This window comes from Luteolibacter flavescens (assembly GCF_025950085.1).
Taxonomy (GTDB): domain Bacteria; phylum Verrucomicrobiota; class Verrucomicrobiia; order Verrucomicrobiales; family Akkermansiaceae; genus Haloferula; species Haloferula flavescens.
The window spans coordinates 80,620-100,341 of the sequence record NZ_JAPDDS010000019.1; the positions used below are offsets into that span (position 1 = coordinate 80,620).

General features: G+C 64.7%; 17 protein-coding genes. 5 read left to right on the forward strand and 12 right to left on the reverse strand.

Annotated features, from left to right (window positions below):
• Positions 1 to 15: 15 nt before the first annotated feature.
• The 11 genes from leuC to rnr form a co-directional block, all read right to left on the reverse strand.
• Entirely contained in the window at positions 16 to 1,440 is a 1,425-nt protein-coding gene (leuC, locus tag OKA04_RS22810) for a 3-isopropylmalate dehydratase large subunit (protein ID WP_264503538.1), read from the reverse strand.
• Positions 1,441 to 1,529: 89 nt separating this feature from the next.
• Complete coding sequence (locus tag OKA04_RS22815; protein ID WP_264503539.1) at positions 1,530 to 1,730, reverse strand: hypothetical protein; 201 nt, start codon at positions 1,728 to 1,730, stop codon at positions 1,530 to 1,532.
• Between the two features lie 166 nt (positions 1,731 to 1,896).
• The gene (locus OKA04_RS22820) at positions 1,897 to 2,049 is read right to left on the reverse strand and encodes a hypothetical protein (RefSeq protein WP_264503540.1); all 153 of its coding nucleotides are present in this window, start codon (positions 2,047 to 2,049) and stop codon (positions 1,897 to 1,899) included.
• Between the two features lie 132 nt (positions 2,050 to 2,181).
• Positions 2,182 to 2,307, reverse strand: a complete 126-nt coding sequence (locus OKA04_RS22825) for a hypothetical protein (RefSeq protein ID WP_264503541.1) — start codon at positions 2,305 to 2,307, stop codon at positions 2,182 to 2,184.
• A gap of 114 nt (positions 2,308 to 2,421) precedes the next feature.
• Entirely contained in the window at positions 2,422 to 3,534 is a 1,113-nt protein-coding gene (locus OKA04_RS22830) for an ABC transporter permease (RefSeq protein WP_264503542.1), read from the reverse strand.
• A gap of 10 nt (positions 3,535 to 3,544) precedes the next feature.
• Positions 3,545 to 4,672: an ABC transporter permease gene (locus OKA04_RS22835; protein ID WP_264503543.1), complete on the reverse strand. Its 1,128-nt coding sequence runs from the start codon at positions 4,670 to 4,672 to the stop codon at positions 3,545 to 3,547.
• Positions 4,669 to 6,396, reverse strand: a complete 1,728-nt coding sequence (locus OKA04_RS22840; protein WP_264503544.1) for an ATP-binding cassette domain-containing protein — start codon at positions 6,394 to 6,396, stop codon at positions 4,669 to 4,671. Before OKA04_RS22840 ends, OKA04_RS22835 begins: the two co-directional genes overlap by 4 nt.
• Positions 6,396 to 7,469, reverse strand: coding sequence for an HlyD family secretion protein (locus OKA04_RS22845; protein WP_264503545.1), 1,074 nt, complete (start codon positions 7,467 to 7,469; stop codon positions 6,396 to 6,398). The genes OKA04_RS22840 and OKA04_RS22845 overlap by 1 nt, the downstream gene beginning before the upstream one ends.
• Positions 7,466 to 8,152: a CerR family C-terminal domain-containing protein gene (locus OKA04_RS22850; protein ID WP_264503546.1), complete on the reverse strand. Its 687-nt coding sequence runs from the start codon at positions 8,150 to 8,152 to the stop codon at positions 7,466 to 7,468. The genes OKA04_RS22845 and OKA04_RS22850 overlap by 4 nt, the downstream gene beginning before the upstream one ends.
• Before the next feature lie 132 nt (positions 8,153 to 8,284).
• On the reverse strand, positions 8,285 to 8,680 hold the full coding sequence (locus OKA04_RS22855) for a hypothetical protein (protein WP_264503547.1): 396 nt from the start codon (positions 8,678 to 8,680) through the stop codon (positions 8,285 to 8,287).
• Between the two features lie 3 nt (positions 8,681 to 8,683).
• Entirely contained in the window at positions 8,684 to 11,044 is a 2,361-nt protein-coding gene (rnr, locus tag OKA04_RS22860; protein ID WP_264503548.1) for a ribonuclease R, read from the reverse strand.
• 183 nt (positions 11,045 to 11,227) lie between these two features.
• Here rnr and OKA04_RS22865 point away from each other — a divergent pair, with 183 nt between their 5' ends.
• From OKA04_RS22865 to OKA04_RS22875, 3 genes are all read left to right on the forward strand, one after another.
• Positions 11,228 to 11,803 (forward strand): type II secretion system protein, encoded by a 576-nt coding sequence (locus tag OKA04_RS22865; RefSeq protein ID WP_264503549.1) that lies wholly within the window; start codon positions 11,228 to 11,230, stop codon positions 11,801 to 11,803.
• Positions 11,804 to 12,082: 279 nt separating this feature from the next.
• Positions 12,083 to 15,421: a hypothetical protein gene (locus tag OKA04_RS22870; protein ID WP_264503550.1), complete on the forward strand. Its 3,339-nt coding sequence runs from the start codon at positions 12,083 to 12,085 to the stop codon at positions 15,419 to 15,421.
• A gap of 15 nt (positions 15,422 to 15,436) precedes the next feature.
• Positions 15,437 to 16,372, forward strand: coding sequence for a hypothetical protein (locus tag OKA04_RS22875; RefSeq protein ID WP_264503551.1), 936 nt, complete (start codon positions 15,437 to 15,439; stop codon positions 16,370 to 16,372).
• An 87-nt stretch (positions 16,373 to 16,459) separates the two neighbouring features.
• Here the strand turns inward: OKA04_RS22875 and OKA04_RS22880 are convergent, their stop codons facing one another.
• Positions 16,460 to 17,062, reverse strand: coding sequence for an EF-hand domain-containing protein (locus OKA04_RS22880; protein ID WP_264503552.1), 603 nt, complete (start codon positions 17,060 to 17,062; stop codon positions 16,460 to 16,462).
• Between the two features lie 231 nt (positions 17,063 to 17,293).
• Between OKA04_RS22880 and OKA04_RS22885 the strand changes: the two genes are divergently transcribed.
• Positions 17,294 to 18,007, forward strand: a complete 714-nt coding sequence (locus tag OKA04_RS22885; protein ID WP_264503553.1) for a response regulator transcription factor — start codon at positions 17,294 to 17,296, stop codon at positions 18,005 to 18,007.
• Positions 18,004 to 19,572: a HAMP domain-containing sensor histidine kinase gene (locus OKA04_RS22890; protein WP_264503554.1), complete on the forward strand. Its 1,569-nt coding sequence runs from the start codon at positions 18,004 to 18,006 to the stop codon at positions 19,570 to 19,572. Before OKA04_RS22885 ends, OKA04_RS22890 begins: the two co-directional genes overlap by 4 nt.
• Positions 19,573 to 19,722 lie beyond the last annotated feature (150 nt).

Sequence of the window (19,722 nt, forward strand, 5' to 3'; positions counted from 1 at the left end):
GGATACCGGGCCAGACTACGCGACAGCCGCCTCCGGTTCCAGCGAGAAGACCTCGCGGGCATCGGCGATGCTGCCCTGCACGGCGGCGGCGGCCACCATGACGGGCGACATGAGGACGGTGCGGCCGGTTGGCGAACCCTGGCGGCCTTTGAAATTGCGGTTCGACGAGGACGCGCAGAGTTGGTCGCCGACGAGCTTGTCGGGATTCATCGCAAGGCACATCGAGCAACCCGCGCCGCGCCATTCGAAGCCGGCGGCAGTGAAGATCTTGTCGATGCCTTCCTGCTCGCACTGGTGGGCCACGATCTGGGAACCGGGCACGGCGATGGCCTTCACACCCGGGGCGACCTGATGGCCCTGGATGTACTTCGCCACCTCGCGGAAGTCGGAGAGACGGCCATTCGTGCAGGAACCGATGAAGGCGACGTCGATCTTCACGCCCTTGATCGGCGTGCCGGCCGGCAGCTTCATGTAGGCGAGCGCTTCGTCGATGCTGGCTTTTTCCAGGGCAGTCGCGGCCTTGGCGGGATCCGGGATGCTCTCGGTGACGCCGATGCCGTGGTCCGGGGAGATGCCCCAGGTGACGGTCGGCTCGATGTCCGCGGCGGCGATCTTGATGATATCGTCGTAAACCGCGTCCGCATCGGAGGCAAAGGACAGCCAGCGCGAGGCGGTGGCGTCGAAGTCGCTCATGTCCACATACGGGCGGTCCTTGAGGTAGGCGATGGTCTTGGCGTCCGGATTGACGTAGCCGCAGCGGGCACCGCCTTCGATGGCCATGTTGCAGACGGTCATGCGCTCTTCCATCGACATGTCGTCGAAGACATTGCCGGCATACTCGTAGGCGTAGCCGATGCCGCCCTTCGCGCCGAGCAGGCGGATGATGTGGAGCGTCACGTCCTTCGCATAGACGCCGGGGCGGAGCTTTCCGGTGACCTCGATGCGGCGGACCTTCAGCGGTTCCATGGCCAGCGTCTGGGTCGCGAGCACGTCGCGGACCTGGGTGGTGCCGATGCCGAAGGCGATCGCGCCGAAGGCTCCGTGCGTCGCGGTGTGCGAGTCGCCGCAGGCGATGGTGGTGCCGGGCTGGGTGATGCCTTGCTCGGGACCGACGACGTGAACGATGCCTTGCTTGCCGGAGCTGAGGTCGAAGTAGGTGACGCCGAAGTCATCGCAATTCGACCGCAGGGCGGACATCATCTCCGCGGCGAGCGGATCGACGGGCTGGTCCTGGTTTTCCGTGGGCACGATGTGGTCCACGGTGGCAAAGGTCCGCTGCGGGTACTTCACCGTGAGTCCGAGGTCGCGGAGCATCCCGAAGGCCTGTGGCGAGGTCACCTCGTGGATGAGGTGGGTGCCGATGAAAAGCTGCGTGCGACCGTCGGCCAGCGTGCCGACGCTGTGGCTTTCCCACACTTTTTGGTAGAGGCTCTTGCCCATGATCGGAAGGCCGCGACTTCGCGGCGGGCGGGCAAAGTGGGTCACCACCAGTGGATTGTCAAAGCGTGATCCCGTGCGCAGACGGGGCTTCAGGAGCCGCCGTAGAGGAACAGGAGCACCACGCCGATGACGGCGAGCGCGACAGGCACGGCGATCCGGAGCCATCGCCAGCGCGAGCCCGGCTTGCGCTCGAGATCGGTCCAGTCGTCCCAGCTCCGGCTGTCGGAGCGGTAGCGGTGGTAGTGGCGGACGGTGGTGTGGAAACGCGGAGGGGAGTCCGGTGTTTTCATGGGGAGTGATCCGCCTGTTACCGAAAATTTCCGCGGGAAGCAACCTGTGACTCGTTCTGTATCAAGAACTACGTAGATGTCCGAGCCGTGGCCGCAAGATGACGGCACGAAAAAGCCCCGCGCGGCGAACCGGGCGGGGCTTTAGGGAAAATCGGGTCGGGCGAACTTACTTCGAGTAGTTCACCTCTGGGGCTGCCGGGACTTCCTGGAAGTGGGGAAGCGGGCGGAGCTTGGCGGGCTTCGGTTCTCCGGTGCAGCAGCAGGAAGCGGAGGCGAACGCGAAGGCGGACAGACAAACGGCAGCGATAATGCGAAGCATGGCGGGAGTGAAATGAGGTTTTTTGGAATTCGCGAGAAAAATGATTTCCAAGCGAAAATTCAGGGTGGACCCACGGAGAGGTCCACCCTGGTTTGAGTCATGACGCGGACGTTAGAGGTCCGCTAAATCAGATTACTTGGCCGGAGCAACGTAGGTCGGCGTCGACGGCTTCGGAGCCGGGGAGCTGGAGCAGCAGGAAGAGGAAACGAGGGAACCTGCGGCAGCGGCGAGGAGGGCGGCGATTTTGACGAGTTTCATGGTGGTTGCTTAGTTGCGTTTGGAAAAACGGACGTAGTCCGGTTGACGCAGACTCTAACGGGTGATGCACCCCGCGCAAGTTGAAAGTCTGGAGGTCAGGGATGCCCGCCTTCCTCAAGTGGTCTTCCGGCGGAACATGATCGAGGCCGCGCCTAGCGTGCAGAAGCCGATCAGGATGAGCGGCAGGATCAGCGAGAAGACGCGCTCCACGGAGGCGTCCTTCAGGAAGACACCCTTCACGATTTCCACGAAGTGGCGGATGGGATTCGGCAGCGTCGCGAGCTGCAGCCAGCGCGGCATGTTCTCCACCGGCGAGGCAAAGCCGGAGAGCATCATGGCGGGCATCATGAAGGAAAAGGCACCGAGGAAGGCCTGCTGCTGGGTATTGCAGATCGAGGAGATCAGCAGGCCGATGCCGACCAGCGAGAGCGCGTAGAAGAACATCCCGAGGTAGAGCAGCAGCAGGTGGCCCTGGAAGGGGACGTGGTAGAGGAAGACGGCGGCGCAGAGGATGAGCGTGGCCTGGAAGAAGGCCACGAGCATGGCGGGCACCGCCTTGCCGATCATGATCATCTCCGGGGTCAGCGGGGAGACGAGGAGCTGGTCGAAGGTGCCTTGCTCACGCTCGCGCGCGACGGAGAGCGCGGTGAGGATCAGCGAGCCGATGGTGGTGATGACGGCCACCAGGTTCGGCAGCATGAAGTTCTTGTAGTCCAGGTTCGCATTGAACCAGTAGCGGGTGACGGTCTCCGAGGGCATCGTCGCGCCCTTCTCCGCCAGCCGGTCTTTCAGGAAGGTCTCGGTGATGCCCTGCAGGTAGCCGAAGGCGATCTGCGCGCCATTCGACCGGCGGCCGTCCATGAGCACCTGCACGGGGGCGGTCTCCCCGGCGGCGATGCGGCGGGAGAAGTCCTCCGGGATGCTCACGGCGAGCATGGCCGCGCGGGACTCGATGGCGGCCTCCATGTCTTTTTGCTCGTGGATGGGCAGGATCTCGGTGAAGGCGTCGGACTGGGCGAAGCGCTGCACGAGCTCGCTGGAGGCCTCGCCGGTGTCGCGGTTGTAGATCGCCAGCGAGGCGTTCTTCACCTCCAGCGTCGCGGCGAAGGGGAAGAGCGCGGTCTGCAGGATGACCGGCATGATCAGCAGGGCGCGGCTCGACGGATTCCCGAAGGTGGACTGCAGCTCCTTGATGACGAGCGCCCGGATGCGGAGGAAGAAGTTCATGGGGTGGCGTTCATTCCATGCGGCGGCGGGTCAGCTTCGCCGTGAGACCCAGGAAAAAGGCGGCGGACACCATCAGCATGCCGATGTCCGGCAGCAGCACCCGCCACGGCGTGCCGACCTGGAAGATGGTCTGGATGGCGGAGACGAAGTAGCGGGCCGGGATGAGATGCGTGACCCCGCGCAGGAAGGTCGGCATGCTGGAGATCTCGTAGATGAAGCCGGAAAGCATCATCGCCGGGAGGAAGGCGGCATTCAGAGCGGCCTGCGCGGCATTGAATTGGTTCCGCGTGCCGGTCGAGATCGCGAGGCCGATGCCGAGCACGCTGAGCAGGAAGAAGCTGCCGACGATGAGCAGCGCGAGGATGGACCCGCGGAAGGGCACGCCCATCACCCAGCGCGCGGTGGCCACGCACATGACCAGCGAGATCATGCCAAGCGCGTAGTAGGGGAGGATCTTGCTCAGCAGCAGCTCCGCCCGCGTGACGGGGGAGGCGAGCAGAGCCTCCATGGTGCCGCGCTCCCACTCACGCGCCACGACCAGCGAGGTGAGCAGCGCGCCGATCACCGTCATGATCACGGTGATGGAGCCGGGGATGAGGAAGTTCCGGCTCTTCGCCGAGGGATTGTACCAGTAGCGCGGCTCCAGCACCACCTCCCGCTCCATTTCCTCCCCGCGGTCCTCGGTGCGCTGGAGCATCCAGTGCTGCCAGATCGCCTCGAAGTAGTTGCTGACGAACTGAGCGGTATTCGGCTCCGAGCCATCGGCCACCACCTGCACCGGTGCGGTGTCGCCGGGGTGATTCATCCGGCGGGAGAAATCCGACGGGATGACCATGAAGCCGCGGATCTCGGAATTCACCATCGCCAGCTCCATGTCATCCCGCGACTCGAAGCTGCGGACGACCATCGACGGTGTGCCCCGCAGCGCGGACGCGAGGCCATCGGCGTCCTTGCCGGTGCCTTCCTTCAGCAGGCCCACGTGGAGGGTCGGCGTGTCGAGATTGATGCCGAAGCCGAAGACGAAGATCAGCAGCAGCGGCAGGACGAAGGCGATGAGATTGCTGCTCGGGTCGCGGAAGATCTGGAGCGTCTCCTTCCAGCAGAGCGCGCGGAGGCGGCGGAATGAGAGGTGTTTCATGCGGCGGCATCCTCCTTTCCGGTGACCAGCTCGATGAAGGCATCCTCCATCGTCGGGTCGGGATTCTCCGCGGTGGCCACGCTTTCCTTCAGCTCGTCCGGCGTGCCATTCGCGATGAGCTGGCCGCGGAAGACCAGGCCGATGCGATCGCAGTACTCCGCCTCATCCATGAAGTGGGTGGTGACCATCACGGTCACGCCGCGTTCGACGAGGCCGTTGATGTGCGTCCAGAATTCGCGGCGCGTCACGGGATCGACGCCCGAAGTCGGCTCGTCGAGGAAGAGGATGTCCGGCTCGTGCATCACCGAGCAGGCGAGCGCCAGCCGCTGCTTGTAGCCGAGCGAGAGCGAATGCGTCTTCGCATTCAGGAAAGGGCCGAGGTGGAAGATCTCCGCCATCTCGCCGATGCGCTCGCGCTGCCGCTTTCCCGAGACGCCGTAGATGCCCGAGAAGAAGGCGAGGTTTTGCCGGACGGTGAGGTGGTCGTAGAGGGAGAATTTCTGCGCCATGTAGCCGAGGCGCTGGCGGGCAGCGCTGGCGCTGCGCCGGAGGTCCATGTCCACCACCTTCGCCGTGCCGGCGGTGGGAGTGAGCAGGCCGCACATCATCTTGAAGGTGGTGGATTTCCCCGCGCCATTCGGGCCGAGCAGCCCGTAGATCTCGCCGCGCGTGACGGAGAAGGTGACATCGTCGGTCGCCTTGAAGTCGCCGAATTGCTTCGTCAGGTGCTCGGCCTCGATGACGGTGCTGCCGTCTTTGGGGATCTCCTTCGTGCGCTTGGCCAAGTCGGACTCGCCGGATGGCCCGCCGCCCAGCAGGTCGATGAAGGCATCCTCGAAGCGCGGCTTCACCGGCACCCATGTTGCCGCCGCGTCCGCCTTGATCTCCACGGGGTCGAAGGGCCGCGTCCCCTCCTTCAGCGTGAGCCGCAGGCTGTGGCCCTGGATGGTGCCGTCCGTGACCTCCGGGCGGGAAAGGGCGCGCGTGAGCAGGCGGCGCTTGTGCGGGCCGGGCTCGCGGAGCTGGAAGCAGCGGCCTTCGAGCGGCGCGGCAATTTCCGCCGGGGTGCCTGCGAAGAGGAGCTTGCCTTCATTCAGCACGAGGGTGGTGCCGCACAGCTCCGCTTCATCGAGGTAGGCAGTGCTCCATACCACGGCGATGCCTTGGTCCACGAGATCCTCCACCATGCCCCAGAGTTCGCGGCGTGAAATAGGATCGACGCCCACGCCCGGCTCATCGAGCAGGAGGAGCTTCGGCTTGCCTAACAGCGCACAGGCCAGCCCGAGCTTCTGCTTCATGCCGCCGGAGAGCTTTCCCGCGAAGCGGCCGGTGAAGCGCTTGAGATCGGTGAAGGTCAGCAGCCGCTCGAAAGATTCCTCGCGCTCCTCGCCGGTCACGTGGCGGAGGTCAGCGTGCAGCTTCAGGTTCTCGATGACGGTGAGGTCTTCGTAGAGGCCGAATTTCTGCGGCATGTAGCCCACCTCGCCGCGGATGGCGGCGGCATCGTGGATCGGGTCGCGTCCGAGCGTGGCCACGGTGCCGGAATCGGCCTCCAGCAGTCCGGCGATGAGGCGCAGCAGCGTCGTCTTGCCCGCGCCATCGGGACCCGCGAGGCCGGTGATCACGCCGGTGCGGATGTCACCCGAGACGGCATCGAGCGCCGGGCTTTTCATGCCCTTGAAGGACTTGGTCAGCTCGTGGAAATGGACGACGACCTCGGACATCACTCCGCGGGGTGCGGGGCCAGCGAGACGGTGACGGGCATGCCCTGCCGCAGCGAGCCGTCCGAGTCATCCACCACCACGCGCAGTCGATAGACCAGCGAGGTGCGGAGTTCCTTGGTCTCGACGCTCTTCGGCGTGAACTCGGCGCGCGGGGAGACGAAGCCCACCGTGCCGTGGAAGGTGTGGTCGGGCTGGCCATCGGTGACCAGGCTGACCTTCGTCCCCGGCGGGAACTTGCCCAGCTCGGGCTCGTGAACGTAGGCGCGCACCCACACGGGATCCTCCAGCGAGAGCGAGAGCACGGTGGGTCCGGCCTGGACGATCGCCCCGGGCTCGAGGGCGCGGGTGATGACGATCCCGTCGGACGGGCTTTTCAGCTCGGTATCGCCGAGGCGGATGGCGGCGGTCTTCACCGCGGCTTCTGCCTGGGCGACGGCGGCCTCGGCCGAGCCGACTCCTGCCTCCGCGGCACCCACGGCGGCTTCGGCGGCGGCGACTTCCTCGGTGCGGAAGCCGCTTTCAAGCTGGCGCAGGTTTGCCTCGGCGAGCTTCAGTCGCTGCTCGGCTTCATGGAAGGCGGCCTCGGCGTTTTCGAAATTCTGGCGCGAGACGCCGCGTGTCTTCACCAGCTCGGCCTGCCGGTCGTAGGCGCGGCGGGCATTGTCCATGGTCACCGCGGCCTGGGAGCGGCTGGCGCGTGCCTGCTCGATCTCCTCGGTGCGGTAGCCGGCGCGCTTGAGGTCGGCATCGGCCTTCGCTTGGGCGAGCGTGGCCTTCGCCTGGGAAAGGGCGGCGCGGGACTGGGTCTCGGAGGCCTTCGCCTGGGCGAGTTCGTTTTCGTAGGGCTCCGGGTCGATGCGTGCGAGCAGGTCGCCGGCCTTCACGGCGTCTCCCTCGTCCTTCAGCACCTCGGCGATGCGGCCGGGGACGCGGAAGCCGAGATCCACGCCGCGGATATCGACATTCCCCTGGAGGACGAGCGGTTCGTGGCTGCTACGATACTTCCCGTAGAAGTACCAGCCACCCCCGGCGAGGGCGGCGAGGATGAGTATGAGTGGGACTGCTTTTTTCATGGGATGGCTCCTTTCAAGCCGGGGCAAATGATGTCGAGGTGTTCGTCGATGATGTCGCCGATGGTCGCGAGGTGATCGCGGGTGAGCTTCTTCACGCCGAGGCGGCGCAGGATGGTCGTGCGCGCGACGGTGAAGGCCAGCACCTGGCCGAAGAGGGCGTGCCCGCGCAGGATGGTGATCGTGGAGGCGGGATCTTCCCCGGTGGCAACGCCGAGGACATTGGTGAAAAGCTCGTGCAGCGGCTTCAGCGTCTTCTTGTAGAGCAGGTCGAAGCTCTCGCTGGGCGACGATTGCTCTCGGATCATGACGAGGCGGATCTTGTCGAACTCGCCGCCTTCCAATTGTTGGCCGAGCAAGGTTCGCAGGAGCTGCTTCATCACGTTCGTCGCGCTCTGCGGATCGAGCGTGCCGCTTTCGAGCTTCGCCCGCGTCTCTTCCGCGAGCCCGCTGAAAATGCCCGCCAGATAGACGCCGATGCCTTCCAGCACGGCGGCGTAGAGCTTTTCCTTGTTGCCGAAGTAATAGGCGATCGATGCCACGTTCTGGCCCGCGTCATCCGCGATCTCGCGGACCGAGGCATTCTCGTAGCCTTTCTCGCCGACCTTCTTCAGCGCCGCCAGCAACAGCTTCCGCCGCGCCTGCTCGCCCTTGTTCGGACTCGTCGGAAACAGTTCCCGCTGCACGCTGGAGAAAATTCAACAGTCGTCCAATAAAGTCAAACGAATGTGTAAGAATGAAGGTGCGGAGAGTGATGGATGCCGAATTTTGACTGGAAATGAGTGAGTTAAGCTAGTCGAATGACGTCCGTCAGCGCATTAGCATACGTTGTTCCCGTCGTTCTGCTCCTTCTGGAACTGTTCCAATGCTTCTCCCAGTGCTTTCACCACCCTGAGGCGTTTTGACTCCTTCCTTAGATGTCCGGGCAATCGCTCGAACCATCGCTGGGCGACATCGTGTTCCGCCCTCAGCCAGTGGCTGTCTGGCAGCCGGGAGCTCGGATGGATCTTCATTGAGTAGTATTCAATGAACGGCGGAATCTGATCGACGCTCCCGAATCGGAAACAAAAGCCACAGACCTCCACGCAGTACGTATAGACCGGAAGCAACTTGACGTCCCGCGAGACGTCGTGACCCGGGAGTCCTTGATATCCGTGGAGATCAAAATGCGAGTTCGCATGCCCGGTCCGGGGCTCTTTCCAGATTCGAGCCATGGATCACCTCTTCTTTTTGCCCAGCTTCTTCGGCTTCTTACCTTTCGGCGGCCAGGTCTTCTCGAATTTCGGTTTCCGTTCCGCCTTCGGTTTCGGCTTGTCTCCGAATTTCACCGGCGACGAGCTGTCCCACTTGATCGGCGCGCCGTGGACCTTCGAGGCGGGTTCGCCGGCGATGCGGAAGTCGATGAACTTGCCTTGGAAGTCGATGCGCTGGACCTGCAGCTTCACCTTCTGGCCGAGCTGGAATTGCAGGCCGCCGCGGGAGACGTAGCGCATCTGGGCGTGCTCGAAGTGCCAGTCACCGCGGGGCAGGTCCTCGCGCTTCACCATGCCGCGCGCGCCGATCCCGGTGGCCTCGACCAGCAGGCCCGCATTGCGGACGTCGGTGATCATGCCGTCGAATTCCGGCGGCGGATCCTGCTTCGTGCAGCCGTCGAGGAATTCCAGCATCTTGATCTGCTTCGTCTCGTTCTCGGCGTCGGCGGAGGTGCGCTCGGTGTCGGAGATGTGGCGGGAGAACTCCGCCAGCTCGGCCTGGCCTGCGACCTTGTCCGGGTGCTTCGGCGGATTGGTGAGATACGGCTGCAGCGAGCGGTGGACGATGAGGTCGGCGTAGCGGCGGATCGGACTGGTGAAATGGCAGTAGTCCGCCTTCGCCAGGCCGTAGTGCCCGAGCGGATCGGGCGCGTAAGCGGCGCGCTTCAGGCTTTTCAGCAGGCCCAGCTTGATGAGGTGCTCGTCGGGCCGGCCCTTCGAGGCATCCAGCAGCTTCTGGATGTGCGCGCGGTTCGACAGGTCGCCGGGCTGGTAGCCGTGGGCGCGTGCGGTTTCCGTGAATTCGGCCAGCTTGCCGAAGTCGGGATCCTCGTGGACGCGGTAGATCGTCGGCTTGTTGCGGATCTTCAGGACGTGCGCGACGGCCTCGTTCGCCAGCAACATGCATTCCTCGATGAGTTGGTGGCTGGCGGTGTGCTCCACCTGATGGACCTCCACGGCCTTGCCCTTGTCATCGAGCTTCACGCGGATCTCCGGCATTTCCAGATCCAGCGCGCCGTCCTTGAAGCGCTTCTTGCGGAGCACCGCGGCCATCCGCCACGACTCCTTCACCATCTCCTCCAGATTTGCGGGCGATCCCCCGGGCGCGGGCTTCCCGTCGAGGATGGCCTGCGCCTGCTCGTAGGAGAGCTTCGACTGGCTATTGATGACCGCGTCGCAGAAGCGGGTCTTCAGCACCTTGCCCTGCGGCGAGATCTCGATGACCGCGCACTTGGTCAGGCGGTTCACCCCCGGCTTCAGCGAGCAGATGCCATTGGAAAGCTCGGGCGGCAGCATCGGCAGCACGCGATCGACCAGGTAGGTCGAGTTCCCGCGCTCGGATGCCTCGCGGTCCAGCGGGGTGCGCGGCTTCACGTAGTGGGAGACGTCGGCGATGTGGACGGCGAGCGTCCATCCCTTGTCGTGGTTCTCCACCCAGATCGCGTCGTCGTGGTCCTTCGCATCGGCGGGGTCGATGGTGATGACGAGCCGGTCTCGCCAGTCCTCGCGACGTGCCACTTCATTCGGATCCACTTCTTCCGGCACGGCGCGGGTTTCCGCGAGCACGTCTTCGGGGAAGGTGGTGCGCAGTCCGTGGCGATGGATCACCGCGGCGATGTCCACTCCTGCCTGACCCGGCCAACCGAGGACCTCGAGAATGCGGCCGCGCGGGGTGCGGTTCTTTTCCCACTGGTCCAGATCCACCACCACGAGCTGCCCGGCCTCGGCGGTCGTGTCGCCGAAGATGTCGATCTGGCCGGAGAGCGCGGGGTCGTCCGTCTCCACCCAGAGGAATTTCGCCTTCCGGCGGAAAATGCCGACGATGCGACCGCTGCGGCGCTCGAGCACCTTGTCCACCTTGCCGCGGGCATCGGGCTCTTCCTCGGGTACCACCGGCTTGCGGCCGCGCTGCTTCCATGGTGCGGGCTTCGGCAGGTGGAAGGTCACCACCACCCGGTCGCCCTCCAGGGCGGTGCCGGTGTCGCGGCGCGGGATGTGGATGCGCGAGTGCGCCTTCAGGTCGATGCCGGTGGCGAGATTGTCCGGATCGGCGGCGTCCGGGTAGAACCACGCGTGGCCGCGGGGCAGGAACTTGATGGTGCCGCGCAGCTTGTCGTGCCCTGCGGCCTTCGGGAGTTCGTAGCGGCACTTGCGGCCTTCGGCGATCAGGCCCGCGCGGAGCATTTCCGCGAGTTCGGTGCGGAGGAGGGGGCGGTCGTTCGAGGAAAGGGAGAGGTCGCGGGAAAATTCCGACTTGTTCATCGGGCGGTAACCTTTGCCGCCCATCAGGCGGAGCAACGCGCTCCGCAGTTCTTTTCGATCCATGATGCCGGAGGATGGCCGCTGTCGGGCACTCTGGCAATCCGCGAACCCGAAAAGGGAAAAGCGCTTGGCAGCGCTAGGGCGTGGGGTAATTTGACGGCAGCATGCCCGGGGAAAACGCAGGATTGCCACCGCGCCCCGAAACCGCTCTTTATCTCCGAACCTGCAATTAACGTATCAGTCCCTATGAAAACCCGTCCACATCGCCGCCTTTCGCGCGGCTTCACCCTCGTCGAACTGCTCGTCGTCATCTCGATCATCATCGTGCTGGCCGCGATGAGCTTCGGTGTCATCGGCACCGTCACCAAGAGGCAAAAGACCGTCGAGACACAGGCCACGATCACGGCCCTGTCGCAAGCGATGGATGCCTTCTATTCCGACTACAACCGCATGCCGAGTGTGGGATCTTCCGGTGACGAGATGACCACGGAAGGCCAAGCCGGTGCCGACCTCATCACTATCCTGCTGGGCAAGGAGGAGAGCAGCTCCGAGATGCAGAATCCGAAGCAGATTTCCTACCTGAACACGAAGGTTGGCAAGACCAAGGCCAAGGGCGGTCTGATCTACAGCAACGGCAACAAAGTCCAAGGCCTCTATGATGCTTGGGGTGAGCCCCTCCGCATCAAATTCGACGACGACTTCGATGACGAAATCTCCGACCCTGTGACTCAAGGGAAGATCGTGCGCCAGAAGCGCTTCGTCGTCTGGAGCTGGGGCCCGGACAAGAAGTTCGGCGACAACGATGAAGTGAAGTCGTGGTAATTCGGCATTTTTAAGCAGTTTTAGTCATGAAACCCGCCCGGCCTTTTGGTCGAGGCGGGTTTTTTGTGCCTCCTGAGTAGTTACAACGTGATGGATGTCAGCGGTTCTACCTAAAATGGAGGTATTAATTCGCAAATTATCAGTTTAAAAGTGATGTGGCGTAGAAGCTGCGGTGATAGCTTACGCCTACATCACACTGAAATGCGCAAAAACCGTCCCAGTCGCCGCCGCATTCCGAGCGCACTTTTTTCCAGCCGATCCCGTGGATTCGCGTTGGTCGTGTGCCTGATGCTGATGATGGTCGTCACCCTGCTCGCCGTGGGGTTGCTCAGTCTCTCGACCGTCGAACTCCGCCGCAGCAATCACGATACCGCCCAGACCCGGGCCCGGGCAAATGCCCGCCTCGCGCTCTCCATGGCGATCGCCCGCCTGCAGGAAACCGCCGGCCCAGATCAACGGGTCACCGCCCGCGCCGATCTCAAGAATACCGGCGACAACAACCGCTGGGTCGGCGTCTGGCGCAGCACGCGCAAGCAGGCCGGTGCCGACGTACCGGCGATCCGCTGGGACGAGCGCGAGTCGGTGCTCATCGACACCCGCAGCAGCTCGGGAGGGGACGATGGCTTCGAAGGCTGGCTGGTCAGCGGCGACAATGCGACGCCGGGCAATCCGGGCGGCGAACTCGCCACGCTGGTGGGCCAGGGGAGCGTGGCGAATGTCGCGGACCAAGTGAAAGCACCACTGGTGCGGGTCCAGGGCAAGGATGACGCGGGTGCCTACGCGTTCTGGATTTCCGACGAGTCGATGAAGGCGAGCGTCAATCCGGTCTCGGTGAAGGCGACCGATGAGCGGCGCTTCCTGCCCGTCCGCTACGGCATCGGCGCGCTGGACCAGCTCTCCGCCGTGGACGGCGCGAAGGATGAGGAACTCTCGAAGGTGATCGACCATCGTCAGGCCAGCCTGCTCGGCTCGACGGGGCCGAAGGCTTGGGAGCAGCACTTCCACGCCACGGGTGCCCGCGCTTCGGCGGTGCTGGCGGATACCTTGCGGGGAGGGCTGAAGGCGGACCTCAGCGCGTATTTCGAGCAGGGCAGCGTCACGGCGAGGGGAGACCTGCTTCCCGCGGTGACGGATGCGACTTCCATGCTCGGAGGGGCACGGCGGAAGATCCACGGGCCGAAGTTTGGCTCGCTGCGCGCCTTCGCGAATCTCGCCACGAAGAACAGCGGGAGCGGCATCGCCCCTGCCGCCGCGGCGGTGTCCACGCGCCAGGACAAGTTCGCCTCGCTGCCACGGATGAGCCAGTTCACCGACCAGCCGATCCATCCGGTGATGGCCGTGGCGGAGATCTACACGCGCCTCGCCTACGTCCGCGGCTACCTCACGGTACATCTTTACCCGCGCGTGGTGCTTTGGAATCCCTACAATGTCCCGCTGGCATCCGCGACCTACACCGTCGATTTCAACCTAGCGATCAATGACTCCTTCGTCGTGGAGAAGCGACAGCAGACCACCATCGATGTGGTCGATACCGCCTACGACACCCGGAGTAACAAGGACAACCGGATGAGCTTCACGCTGGAAGCCACCGCCTTCGAGCCCGGCGAGGCCCTCGTATTCTCGCCCAAGGTGGCGGGCAATGCCATCGGAGGCCGTGCCGTCCCGATGGCGCTGCGGACGTCCGGGTCGAACGTGCTCAGTGCCTCGGTCGATCCCCAGCAGCTCACGAATTTCTACCTCACCATCACCCAGCTCTCCGACAAGGGGGTGAGCGCTTCCGACCTGCCGCTCTACGCGAATCACAACCGCGGAGCCTACTACTGGGTGGACATGATGGACTGGTGGGAAGGAAATCCCGACAATGGACTGAAGGTCAGCCTGCATCTCGGTGCAGGATCGAACCACACCGCGCGGATGCGCCTGCCGCTGCTCCAACTGGTGGACACGGACAACTGGAAGCGCAGCCACGAAGGCCGCTACAACAACGGCCGGTGGCGCGTCGGAGGCGTGGAGCCGATCCATGATTACGAAGGGACCTCCGAGATGGAGCCATGGGCACGCGGCTGCTATGGCTTCCGCTACAAGTGGTGGGTGGAGAAGAATCCCTACAATTACGCGGGCCGCTCCGCCGACCGCTTCTGGCAGGCCTCGGTGACCGCGGACTACAACCTGCGCGCCGCCTTCTGCCACCGGAGTCCCTTCGACGCGGGCACCGACAATGGCGAGGACCACCACTGGTACATCTGGGGTCCGTATGCGGTGGACAGCCAGCAGGGCCTGCCCTCGCTCTCGCCGGAACGCGCCTCGCACAGCGGGAAGAATGGCTTCCGTGGGAATCCCTTCTTCGGCGGGGCGAATTCCCGGCCCGACCACGTCTATCCTCTCTACGACATCCCAACCGCGGACGAGCGCATCGTTTCCCTCGGTCGCTTCCAGCACGCCCAGCTCACGCCCTTCGTCTGGCACCCCACGTATGCGATCGGTGGTTCGTGGGTACCGCCGAACCAGAAGACCCGCGAGAAGTCCGGCGACACCGCCACGCAGATGACCGCGGCATGGTCCAGCCAGATACAGTGGCTGCCGGCGTGGATGAAGCAGGACCGCAGCCGCGACGAGGTGGTCTATGACCTTTCCTACGAGACGAACCACGAGTTGTGGGACCGCTACTTCCTCAGCGGCGCGACGAAGGTGGAGAAGGACCAATTCAGCCGCGATGCCGTGGATAGCCCGCTGCCGAACCTGAGGCTGTATCCGGCGTCCGGCACCGTGGATACCGCGCGGCTCGATGATTTCTACCAGGCGAGCTCGCAGCTCCTCCTCGGCGGTGCCTTCAATGTGAACTCCACCGAGCCGGGAGCATGGCGCGCGCTCTTCGCCTCAATGCGCGATTCTTCATTCAACTCGCCGGGCTCCGCCTTCCCGCGCTTCCTGAATCCGGCATCCAGCGAGCACAAGCCGTCCGACCCCTATGATCCGGAGGCTTGGAAGGGCTTCCGCAGCCTGGATGACGAGCAGATCACCGCGCTTGCCGATGCCGTGGTGGAGGAGGTGAAGCTTCGCGGCCCTTTCCTCTCGGTCTCCGATTTCATCAATCGCCGTCTGGTCACCGCCAGCTCCGCCGATGCCGAGACGGGCATGGAGGGCGCACTGCAGCAGGCGATCGAGCGCGCGGGCCTGAATGACGGCCTTCACGGCGGCGACCTCACGCCTTCATCGACGGGCTTCGGCAAGGGGCAGTATGAGGTCGGTTCGAATTCCGCCGACTGGGCCTCCATCGATCACATGCGCGAGTCAAAGGGGGCGGGGATGCCGACCTACCTCCAGCAGGGCGACCTGCTCCAGTCGCTCGGTTCCTTCCTCGTCGCCCGTGGCGATACCTTCGTCGTCCGCGCCTATGGCGAGGCACGCACGCCCGACGGCCAGAAGGTGGAGGCGCGCGTCTGGTGCGAGGCCGAGGTCCAGCGCCTGCCGGACTACGTGGACCCTGCCGATGCCCCCGAGCAGCCTGCTTTCACCGCCGCCGGTGCGGCCAATACCGCCATTTCCGAAGCCAGCCAGAGATTCGGACGCCGTTTCACCGTCGTCTCCTTCCGCTGGCTCGCCCCGACCGAAGTCTGACCGAGACCTGCCGTCATGAAACTCCGACTGCTGATTCCATTCATCCTGACTGCCGTGCTCCATGCGCAGCAGCCGCCTCCACCGCCGCCGCCTGATCCAGGTGGCGGTGACAAGGGCATTCCCGGGGGAAATCTCGACCTGAGCAGCATCCCGGTTCCGGAGGCGGACAAGAAGACGCTGCCGCAGCTCAGTGAGGCCGAGATCAAGGCAAAGCCCGTCCAGATCTCCGTGGTGCCCATCGGCTGGGTCTCGCCGCCGATCATCTACATCGACAAGGATGGCATGCCGCGCGAGCGCTACCGCGATCCGATGGAGTATCCGCCGGTGGTTTATCACATCGCCACGGAGAAAGGCTCGATCCGCCTCACCGGCGCCCACAATCAGGTGGCACCTCCCACCGCCGTCCCGCGCCGGGTGGAAATGACGCTTTCTTATGAGGAGCCACCGAATCCCACGGGTGATGCCGTGCACGATCCGAAGAAGGGACCGAGCCTCAAGACGATCGGCAACTTCCCCGTTCCTGCCGGTGCCACGCATCTCGTGGCTGTCGTTTGGAAAGATCCCGACGCCAAGCTGTGGACCAATCCGCAGGTGAAGGTGATCGACGTCTCGCCCGCGACGGTGAAGGGCAACGAAGCCGTGGTGATCAATCTCTCCGGCCGCGAACTTGCCATTCACCGCGGCGATGTGCCGTACAAGATCGCTTCCGGCTTCATGGGAAAGGTCGCCCTCCCGGTGAATGCAAAGGGCCAGGTGCCCATGGTTGTCGCTGCGGCGTCGGGTGTCGGTTGGCAGCAGCTCTCCCGCACCGTGCTCGGCCCGCGGAAGGACGACCGCATCTTCGTGCTCGCGTGGCAGGCTCCGGAGACTCCTGCGCAACCGGCGGGCGTAGCGCTTCAGGCCATCGCCAAGCGGCTTCCGGAAGCAAAGGCCTTCGAGCCTTCCAAGTAAGTCTTGATGATCAAAATGGTCGCGGGGCGGTGACCGGTGATCCGGTCTCCGCCCCGCTCTCTTTTTCTCCGGGGAAAAGGTCTTCGTTCAGCGTCCGCGCGGCGGGCGACCTCCGCCCGGTCCGGAGCGGCGGCCTTCGCCCTGCGGCGGCGGGCCTTGCTCGCCATCCTCATCGCCTGCCTCGCGTGGAGGATGCGGCGGGCGCGGGTGGAGCTCCTGCGGCGTCAGTTCGCCGTCCTCGTTCTTGTCGAGGGTCGCGAGTGATTCGGAGGCCGCAGCGATCTCCTCGGCGGAAATTTCTCCGTCCCGGTCGGTGTCGAGCGCTGCCACGAGCGGGGAGCCGGGGCCGCGAGGATGGCGGGGTGGCTTGCCGTGACCTTGGCCATCACCCTTCTCTTCCAGCGGAGGGGGAGCGCCAGCTCCTTCCGGGGCTCCTTCGGGTGGCTTGGGCCGCAGCTCGTCTTTCGAGAGGGCACCGTCGCCATCGGCATCGAGCGTGAGCAGCGATTCGGAGGCCGCCTTGATTTCCTCGGCGGAGAGCTTGTCGTCGCCATCCGTATTCAGCGCCTCGAAGATGGGCTGGGGCGGGTGGGGCGGGCGACCTCCCTGTGGCGGTCCCTGGCGCTCGTCCTGGGCATTGCAAGCAAGGGTGGCCAGCAGGGCCGCGGCGATCGTGATCGTAGTCTTCATGTTCGGTGGATTCGTTCGTGCTTTTGTTTCGCGGCGGAGAACCGTCTCACGCCACCGAGGAAACCGCCGGTTTGTTAAGCTCATGTGTGGATCGCGGAGAAATCGTGTAAAAGTTGCCCGATCCCGCGAATCCGCCGTCCGCCGGGCGATTTTCCGGGGACACGCCGTGCTTTGTTAAGCGCTCGTAAAATCGATGGCCTGCCCGGCCCGGATTGGCGCATGCTCCGCACGATGACTCCCGCTCCGCCTGCCCGGCCCTTGCTGGTGGTTGATGACGATCGCAAGCTCTGCGGACTGATCCGCGACTACCTGCTGCCCCATGGCTGGCAGGTGGACATGCGCCACAGCGGCCCCGAGGGGCTGGAGGCCGCGCGTGCCGGAAAGTACGAGGCCGTGCTGCTCGACGTGATGATGCCCGGCATGGATGGCTTCGAGGTGCTGCGCGAGCTGAGGAAATCCTCCACCGTCCCCGTCCTCATGCTCACCGCCATGGGCGAGGAAGCCGATCGCATCGTGGGGCTGGAACTCGGCGCGGACGATTATTTGCCGAAGACCTTTTCCAGCCGCGAGCTGCTCGCCCGGCTCCGCGCCGTCACGCGGCGCAGCGTCATCGGTGTGAACGGCACACCTAGTACGAAGGATCTAGTATGTGGCGATCTCCTCGTGAATGAGGAGCGCCATCAGGCCACGCTGGCTGGCGAGGCGCTGGACCTCACCGCGCTGGAATTCGCCATACTCGCCTCGCTGCTGAAGGCGAAGGGCCGCGTGAAAACGCGCGAGTCGCTTTTGGAAGAAGTGTCCGACCGGCGCTTCGACGTCTTCGATCGCTCGATCGATGTCCACGTCTCGCAACTCCGGCGCAAGCTCGGGGACGATGCGAAGCAACCGCGCTTCATCCGCACGATCCGCGGCGTGGGCTACAAGCTGGAGGAGGCCGCCCCATGAAGCGACGCGTCCGCTTCCCCCTTATGGCGAAGATGCTGCTCTGGCTCTGCGTCCATCTCGGCGTGCTCGCCGCCGCCTTCTTCATCTTCATCGCGTGGCAGCTCCGGCTCGGCCTCGATTCCCTGCTGAGCGGCACCGCCGGTGAGCGGCTGAAGAATCTCGGCGAGGAAATCGCGGGAGACCTCCGTGCGGCCCCGCGTTCGAGCTGGCCGGAGATCCTGCAAAGCCACGAATCCACGCTCGGCGTCGGCTTGTCGCTGCAGATCGCCCCCGGCGCGTGGCTGGGACGGCCTCCGGAAAGCCTGCCTGCGAATGTGGATCGCCGCATCGGTGAATTCCGCCGGCCTCCCGCCCAGCGTCCCCCTCGCGGTGGTCCGGAAGGCCGACCGCCCGGCGGCGGTCGTCCGGGGGATCAATTCGGTCCGCCTGAGGATGCATTGTTTGAAGACGGTCCACCGGGAGGCAGGGGCGGACCGCCGCTCGACCGGCAGGATCGCGCCGAATTGGCGGGCGGCAGGGAAAGGCCGCGGGCCCGTCCCGACTTCCTGATGCGCGGCGATGGCGGCGCGGGCTATTGGGCGGGCATCGATTTGCCGCTTTCTGAACTGCGACCAGGCCAGCCGCTGCACGCGCTGCTGGTGATCCGTGCCAAGGACATCACCGGCGGCGGGCTATTCTTCGACCTGAAGCCATGGGTCATCGGCGGTCTCACCGTGCTCGCGCTGAGCCTCGTCCTCTGGGCGCCGGTCTTCATCGGCATCACGCGCTACCTCTCGCGGCTTTCCGGGACCACAGAGGCGATCGCGGATGGGAAGTTTGACGCGCGGGTGGGGATCTCGCGGTCCGATGAACTCGGCAGCCTCGGCGACTCCATCGAGTCGATGGCCGCGCGTCTTGATCGTCTGGTACGCGGGCAAAAGCGCTTCCTCGGAGACGTGGCGCATGAGCTGTGCTCGCCGCTGGCCCGCATCCGCACCGGCTTGGGAGTGCTGGAATACGGGATGACGCCCGAGCAGCAGGCACGGCTGGAGTCCATCGAGGAAGACGTGAGCGAGCTTTCCCAGCTCGTCTCGGAAGTGCTCGCTTTCACCAAAGCAACCACCGCTCCCGGATCGGTGCGTCTGGAACCGGTGGAGCTCGCTCCCGTAATCCAGCTCGCGCTTTCACGGGAGTGCCCCGGTCAAAAGGCGCACCTATATATACCGGAGGGCCTTGCCGTCATGGCCGACCGCAGCCTCTTCGCCCGCGCCGTGGCCAATATCCTCCGCAATGCCGCGCGCCACGGCGGGGATGAGTGTGAAATCACGATCTCGGCCACCCGCCATGGGGAGCAGGTGGAACTCCGGCTCTCTGATAATGGTCCGGGCGTCGATCCGGCCGATCTGCCGCGTCTCTTCGAGCCCTTTTACCGTCCTGATGCGGCCCGGACGCGTGAATCCGGGGGTGTAGGGCTCGGTTTGGCCATCGTCCGGTCGGGAATCGAGGCCTGTGGAGGCACCGTGAGGGCTGAAAAGGCCCCTCAAAGCGGCCTTTCGGTGGCGCTGGTGCTGCCGGTTTGCCCGTGATTTCGTCCCAATTCATCCTCCGTGGCGGAATGGTCGCGAAAAACTTCGCGGTCGATTTTGTTGAAAAACAACGGCTTAGCTCGGGATCGGGAAGAATCTTCAAAAAACCGTCACGAAAGATGTTGACCCACGGGGGTCGGGCGGTCTAGG